Annotated in this window: 5 protein-coding genes and 1 pseudogene; 2 read left to right on the top strand and 4 right to left on the bottom strand. The window is 67.0% G+C overall.

The window, feature by feature from the left end:
- The 4 genes and pseudogenes from ACFDTC_RS08630 to ACFDTC_RS08615 form a co-directional block, all read right to left on the bottom strand.
- Nucleotides 1–371: pseudogene (locus ACFDTC_RS08630) on the bottom strand (ABC transporter substrate-binding protein); the annotation flags it as partial.
- Between the two features lie 40 nt (nucleotides 372–411).
- The gene (locus ACFDTC_RS08625; protein WP_375258474.1) at nucleotides 412–1,407 is read right to left on the bottom strand and encodes a 2Fe-2S iron-sulfur cluster-binding protein; all 996 of its coding nucleotides are present in this window, start codon (nucleotides 1,405–1,407) and stop codon (nucleotides 412–414) included.
- Nucleotides 1,408–1,427: 20 nt separating this feature from the next.
- A complete protein-coding gene (locus tag ACFDTC_RS08620; protein WP_375258473.1) occupies nucleotides 1,428–2,285 on the bottom strand; it encodes an IclR family transcriptional regulator in 858 nt (285 codons plus the stop codon).
- Nucleotides 2,286–2,347: 62 nt separating this feature from the next.
- Nucleotides 2,348–4,087, bottom strand: a complete 1,740-nt coding sequence (locus tag ACFDTC_RS08615; RefSeq protein WP_375258472.1) for an ethanolamine ammonia-lyase reactivating factor EutA — start codon at nucleotides 4,085–4,087, stop codon at nucleotides 2,348–2,350.
- A 117-nt stretch (nucleotides 4,088–4,204) separates the two neighbouring features.
- Here ACFDTC_RS08615 and ACFDTC_RS08610 point away from each other — a divergent pair, with 117 nt between their 5' ends.
- Together ACFDTC_RS08610 and ACFDTC_RS08605 are read left to right on the top strand one after the other, a co-directional pair.
- Entirely contained in the window at nucleotides 4,205–5,320 is a 1,116-nt protein-coding gene (locus ACFDTC_RS08610) for a hypothetical protein (RefSeq protein WP_375258471.1), read from the top strand.
- 88 nt (nucleotides 5,321–5,408) lie between these two features.
- On the top strand, nucleotides 5,409–6,695 hold the full coding sequence (locus tag ACFDTC_RS08605) for a Rieske 2Fe-2S domain-containing protein (RefSeq protein WP_375258470.1): 1,287 nt from the start codon (nucleotides 5,409–5,411) through the stop codon (nucleotides 6,693–6,695).

Below are 6,695 nucleotides of genomic sequence, written 5' to 3'. Positions count from 1 at the left end.
AGGATGCCGCGGATCCAGACCGGCGCGGTCATCTGGAATTCCGGCGTGCCGACGCGCTTGCCGATCAGGTCGGTCGGCTTCTCGATTCCGGCTTCGGCGTTCACGTAGATGCAGGAGTGGCGAAAGAAGCGGCTGGGAAAGACAGGGATGGCGACGAAGGGCCGGTCGGGCCTGGTCAGCGACACGCAGTAGGACGACATCGACATTTCCGAGACGTCGAATTCGCGGTTCCGCAGCATGCGAAAGAACGTCTCCTCGACGATCATGTTGAGGAAGTTCAGCTCGATCCCGTCCGGGCGCACCCGGCCGTCCATCAGAGGCTGCACGCGGTCGTAATCCCAGCAGCCGAGCGTGAGCTCGAGTTTAGCCATGTCCCCTCCCTTGGCGCAGGCCCGTCGTACGGCGCCGCTCCTAGTAGAATTCGTCGAAATGCAGGCGATCCATCGGCACGCCGGCCTCGTGCGCCATCTTCTGGATCGCGGCGGCCATGACGGCCGGTCCGGCGAAGTAGATCTCGCACTCGGCCAGCGCCTCGCCCATGTGGTCGCGCACGACGTCGTGCAGGTAGCCGGTTGCGCCGGTCCAGGCGGCGCCCGTGCCGGGTTCCGAAAGGGCGGGCGTGCAGGTGATCCGCGCCAGCAGGTCGTCGCCCAGCATGTCGGTGTCGAACAGGTCGGGCTCGTCCCGGCAGCCGTAGAACAGGTGCAGTTTGCGGTCGTCCAGAAGCCCGTGCTTCAGCGCGGCGCGCGCGATCGACACCATCGGCGACAGGCCCGAGCCGCCGGCCATCAGCACGATGTCGCGCGGCACGTCCGGGCGCAGGTAGGCGGTGCCGTAGGGGCCGTCGATCACAAGCTCGGCCCCCGGTTCGGCGGCGAACAGCCAGTCGGTGGCGGCACCGCCGGGCATGTCCTTGATCATGAAGCGCCAGGTGCCGTCCTCGCCGAGGTTGCTCATCGAGTAGGCGCGCCCGCCGTCTACGCCGGGCACGTGCAGCAGCGCGTATTGCCCGGGCTCGAAGGCCGCATCGCCCTCGATCTCGAAAGCGAAGTCGCTGATGTCGCGGGTGATCTTCGTCACGGCGCGCAGTGTCGCCTTGCGGATCGCGGGACGGTGCGGCGGCACGTAGTCGTCCATGGCGCGGAACTTGACCACGCAGTCGCCGCGGGGGGCGGCCTGGCAGCCCAGGTAGCGGTTGCGCTTCAGGTCGCGCTCGGACCAGGCGGGCGGGTCCTCGCGCAGGTGTTCGACCGCGCCCTCCTTAAGTTCGAACCGGCAATTGCCGCAACTGCCGGTGTTGCACGAATAGGGCATGCCGATCCCGGCGCGCAGGGCTGCGCGCAGGATGGTGTCGTCCTCGGCGCAGTCGAAGGTCGTGTCGTCGTTCTGCCGTGTGATCCTGGCCATGCCCTGCCTTTTCGCTTGGTTCAGATGTAGATCGGTTGCGTCCGCGAATAGCCCATGCGTTCCGAGATGGTTTCGGCGGCCTCGACCACCAGCGGCGCGATCTTGGGGAAGTCGGCCTTGCGCATCCGCACCCGCGGACCCGCCACGCCCACGGCGGCGACGATGCGCCCGTCGCCGTTGTGGATCGGCGCGGCGATGCAGCGCGTGCCCTCGTCGCATTCCTCGTCCTCGATGGCGTAACCGTGGCGCTTGACGCGGCTGATGCGGGCGCGCAGCTCGTCCTCGTCGGTGATCGTCTTGTCGGTGCGCGCAGTGCGCGGGTAGGTCAGGAAGTTGACCAGCTGCTGCTCGCGCAGGCCCGAGATCAGGCACAGCCCCTCGGCGGTGCAGAAGGCCGGGCGCGCCTGACCGGTGCCCGAACGCAGGCGCAGCGTCTGCGGGCTTTCGAAGTCGTGCAGGAACACGACCGACGCGCGTTCGAGCACCGCCAGCCGGACGTTCTCCTGCGTCTTTTCCCGCAGCGCGTTCAGGATGTGCTTGGACTCGCTGGTCACGTCGAGGCGCGCGCGCACCATGGACCCCAACGCGAAGAGCCCGATGCCCAAGCTGTAGCGGCCGTTCTCGGGGTTCTGCTGCAGCAGCCCCTCGTCCAGCAGCGCCCCGGCGAGACGGTGCACGGTACTTTTCGCGACGTTCAACCGTTTGGCGAGTTCGCTGATGCCCAGTTCGACGTCTTCCTCGGTAAAAGTCTTGAGAAGATGGATCGCCGTCGTTACGGATGACAACCGGGAGCTGTCGCGCCTCGGATTGCGGTTGGTCTCCTTCCGCCGCGCGGCGGTCGCCTCTTCGCGCTGCGCGCCGTTCGCTTCTTCTGTCATGATGCCCCTGCCGTTCCGCCTTGTAGAACCGCGTTCCATCATGTGGTGCGCTGCTGGGGGTGTCAACGGCGGCCACCCGTTCCCGCGCCGGTCGCGGGGACCGTGTGCGTTTCGTGGTCGTGCGCGTGGTGGTGATGGCCGTGGCCGTGGTGATGGTGGTGATGACCGTGCTGCGGTTCGCTTGGTGCGAAATGCGTGCGCTCCTGCCGGCGCGGCCCACGCGGGTCGTTCGAGAACAGCAGCGACTTCACCGTCACCGGCACGGTGAACGACGGCAGGCGGATCTTGCCAAGATCGATGTAGTCGAAATCGCGCAGCGAGATGCCGTCCAGGATCAGCAGCTCGTTCGTCACCCCGCATTCGTCGCGCAGGATGCCGCCCAGCGTCTGGGCGATGTCGCCGTCGATCATCGCGTAGACCGGGTGCCCGCCCGCGATGCGCGGCGCGAGGCCGGCCGCGATGCCGTCGGCCAGCGCGCGGATCGCGCCGTATTCCGGGGCGATGTCGAATTCGAAGGACAGCGCCACCTCGTCCGTATCGGGTGACAGGTCGAACGCCTCGAAATGGTCGCGGATCGCCTGCGCGATGGTCTCGGCCGAAGGTGCCTCGGCGAGGTCGATGTCGGGCTTCAGCACCTGCATCGAGCGGCGGGGCAGGATCTTTCCGGGCGCCGTGATCGTGCTGGTCTGGCCCGACAGCTGCACCGAGTATTCGGACGCGCCGAGCGCAGTCGCGCGGATCGCGGCGCTGCCCGGCAGCAGCGGCGCGCCGAAGCGGCCGGCCTCGGCGCGCTTTCGCAGGATGCCGCCAAGATGGATGCCCAGATCGCCGAAGTCGCGCGTCTCGGCGCCCGAGACGTAGGCGCCGACGCCGCCCGAGAACACGATGCCGGCGATCCCGTCGAAGTCGTCGGGAACGTCGGTCAGGAACAGGTCTCGCACGGCGTCGGGCAGGGGGCGTTCGGTCAGCGCGGCGGTCAGCAGGTCGGCCATGTGATCCGCGATGCGGTGCATCTGGTCGGGCGTCACGGTGTCGCCTCGCGACAGCGGCACCCCCGCCGCCCGCGCATGGTGGCGTCCGGCGGGTTCGGCGCGGGTGACCACGCCGTCCTCGGCCGCGATCAAGCGTCCCCCAACATGCAGCGCGGCGGTCCAGATGACCTGGCCTTTCTCGACCAGCGCAAGCTTCGTGGTGCCGCCGCCGATATCGACGTTGAGGATGCGGTTGGCCGCGTCGTGGCTGGCCTTGGCCGCGCCCGAGCCGTAGGCGGCCAGCATCGCCTCCATGTGGTTGCCGGCGGTCGCGGTGACGAAGTCGCCGCCCTTGCGGCTGATCACGTCGGCGATCGCCTCGGCGTTGCCGCGGCGCAGCGCCTCGCCGGTCAGGATCACCACGCCGGTGTCGATGTCGCCCGGGCGCACCTGCGCGCCGGCATAGGCGTCGTCGATGATCGCGCCGAGCGCCTCGGCGTCGATCTCGGTCTCGCCGCTGAAGGGGGTGAAGCGCACCGGGCTTTCGTAGGCGGTCTTGCGGTCCACGATCACGTAGCGCGAGGCGAGGCTATCGGCGACGCGCTGCAGGTGGATGTTCGAAAAGATCACCTGCGTGCCGGACGAACCGATGTCGATGCCAACGGACGTCAGCGCCACGTTGTCGCGCTGCCAGATCGGATTGTCCTCGAGCGGGCCGGGATCGATGTCGTCGTGATCGTGGTCCGCGTCGTCGCCATGCTCGTGTGGGTAGAAATCCCCGAACATGTGGTCGTCGATCGTGTGACGCTCGTCTTTTTCGCCGCCGGACATATGCTGTTCCTCTATGCGGACCGTCGGTCCATTGACGGGACCGTAACGCGGACGTATCCTCGCCGCAACTCAGAAAAAGTGCGGCGCCATCGCAGCGCCCGGGAAGGAGAGAGCCGCATGAACAAGCAAGCCGTCGTGTCCGAGAAGCTGGCCGAGAAGTTCAAGACCGAGAAGGAGACGCCCTACACGCGATTCATCGCGAGCGAGGGGCTCGAGATCCAGAACGGCAACTACGTGCCCAGCCTGCACGAGATCGAGCTGAAGCCCTGGGCGCGGCGCGGCGGCAACGCGGTGTTCCTGAACCACGACGCGTCGCGCACGTCGAACGATTGCTACGTCATGGAAATCCCCGCCGGCCAGAAGCTGGCGCCGCATCGCCAGCTGTTCGAGGAGACGGTGCTGATCCTGTCTGGGCGCGGCTCGACCGTGGTCTGGGACGACAGCGGCCACAAGGTCAGCTTCGAATGGGGGCCGGGCTCGATCTTCGGGATTCCGCTGAACGCGCATCACCAGCACTTCAACGGATCGGGCAGCGAGCCGGCGCGCTACGTGTCGACGACCAACCTGCCGCCGATCATGAACGTCTTCGAGGACCCGGACTTCCTGTTCGGCACGTCCTACGACTTCAAGGGCCGGTTCAACGGCGAACCCGACTACTTCGCCGACCAGGGCGAGCAGAAGGGTCTGCTGATGGAGACCAACTTCGTCCACGACGCGATCAACCTGCCGTTGATCGAGGCGAAGGAACGCGGCGCCGGCGGCGGGCATATCCGCTTCCAGCTGGCCAAGTGCTCAATGAACAGCCATATCAGCCAGTTCCCGGTCGGCACCTACAAGAAGTGCCACCGCCACGGCCCCGGCGCGCACGTGATCATCCTGTCGGGCGAGGGTTACAGCCTGATGTACCCCGAAGGCGAGGAGCCCACGCGCTACGAGTGGAAGCCGGGCAGCATGATCGTGCCGCCGAACATGTGGTACCACCAGCATTTCAACACCGGGACGACGCCCGCGCGCTACCTGGCCTTCAAGTACGAGGGCGTCGCCATCCGCAACGCCCAAGGCGTGCCGAAGGCGTGGATCAGCCAGCGCATCGGCGGCGACCAGATCGACTATGCGGACGAAAGCCGCGAGGTGCGCAGCATGTTCGCGAACGCGCTGGCCAAGAACGGCCTCGAGCCGAAGATGGACAAGGCCTACGAGGCCGAGCTGGCAGACCTGCCGCCCAAGTCCTGAGGCTTTCGTCGGAAAAGGCGGTCCCGCCGGGGAGGGCGGTGCCGGGTCTCTTGCGGCCGCGTGCCGATGAACGGGAAGGAGCGAAGACATGCTTCGGAAGGAAGTCAACGACCTGCTGACGCAGACCGACACCGGAACGCCGATGGGCGAGATGTTCCGCCAGTACTGGATGCCCGCGCTGCTGGCGTCCGAGCTGCCCGAGGACGATTGCCCGCCGGTCCGGGTCAAGCTGCTGGGTGAACGCCTGATCGCGTTCCGCGACAGCAAGGGCCGCTACGGCCTGATCGACGAGTTCTGCGCCCACCGCGGCGTGTCGCTGTGGTTCGGCCGCAACGAGGAAGGCGGCATCCGCTGCCCCTATCACGGCTGGAAATACGACGTCACCGGCCAGTGCGTCGAGGTGCCGTCCGAGCCCGAGGAATCCGGCTTCTGCGAGAAGATCAAGCTGACGGGTTACCCGCTGATCAAGGTGGGCGACGTGCTGTGGACGCACATGGGCGACAAGGACAATCGTCCGCCCGAGCCGCAATGGGAATTCGCCACCGTCCCGCCCGAGCAGACATACACGTCCAAGCGGCTGCAGGAATGCAACTGGCTGCAGGCGATGGAGGGCGGCATCGACAGTTCGCACGTGTCGTTCCTGCATTCGGGCAGCCTCAAGTCCGACCCGCTGTTCAAGGGCGCCAAGGGCAACCAGTACAACCAGAATGACAAGAAGCCGGTCTTCGAGGTCGTGGAATCCGACGGCGGCCTGATGATCGGCGCGCGCCGCATGGCCGAGGAGAACCACTACTACTGGCGCGTCACGCCCTGGGTCATGCCGTCCTTCACGATGGTGCCGCCGCGGGGCGACCACCCGGTGCATGGCCACTTCTGGGTGCCGATCGACGACGAGACTTGCTGGGCGTGGTCCTTCGACTACCACCCGACCCGCGCGCTGACCGACGAAGAGCGTCAGGCGATGATCGACGGCTACGGCGTGCACAACAAGTACGAGCCGGGCACCTTCCGCCCCTTGCAGAACAAGGACAATGACTACCTGATGGACCGCGAGGCCCAGAAGAAGGGCGAATCCTATTCGGGGATCTGGGGCATCGCGATGCAGGACGCATCCTTGCAGGAGAGCATGGGGCCGATCGTCGACCGGACGAAGGAGAACCTGGTGTCCACCGACAACGGCATCATCATGGCCCGCCACCGCCTGCGCAAGGCGGCCGTGGCACTGCGCGACAAGGGCGTGATGCCGCCGGGCCGCACGCCCGAGCACCAGCAGGTGCGATCGGCCGCGCGCGTCCTGCCCGCGGACGAACCGTTTAAGGACGCGATGCTCGAGGACCTGACCGTCCGTCCCGGCGTCAAGCAGACATCGGTGTAA

This window comes from Citreimonas sp. (assembly GCF_042096055.1).
Lineage (GTDB): Bacteria > Pseudomonadota > Alphaproteobacteria > Rhodobacterales > Rhodobacteraceae > Citreimonas.
The sequence above is the reverse complement of the archived record's forward strand: the minus strand, read 5'-3'. Positions and strand labels throughout refer to the sequence as shown.

Coding starts and splice junctions, on each gene's coding strand:
- ACFDTC_RS08615 (WP_375258472.1), bottom strand. CDS start 4,087: ATGTCCGGCGGCGAAAAAGACGAGCGTCACACGATCGACGACCACATG.
- ACFDTC_RS08620 (WP_375258473.1), bottom strand. CDS start 2,285: ATGACAGAAGAAGCGAACGGCGCGCAGCGCGAAGAGGCGACCGCCGCG.
- ACFDTC_RS08605 (WP_375258470.1), top strand. CDS start 5,409: ATGCTTCGGAAGGAAGTCAACGACCTGCTGACGCAGACCGACACCGGA.
- ACFDTC_RS08625 (WP_375258474.1), bottom strand. CDS start 1,407: ATGGCCAGGATCACACGGCAGAACGACGACACGACCTTCGACTGCGCC.
- ACFDTC_RS08610 (WP_375258471.1), top strand. CDS start 4,205: ATGAACAAGCAAGCCGTCGTGTCCGAGAAGCTGGCCGAGAAGTTCAAG.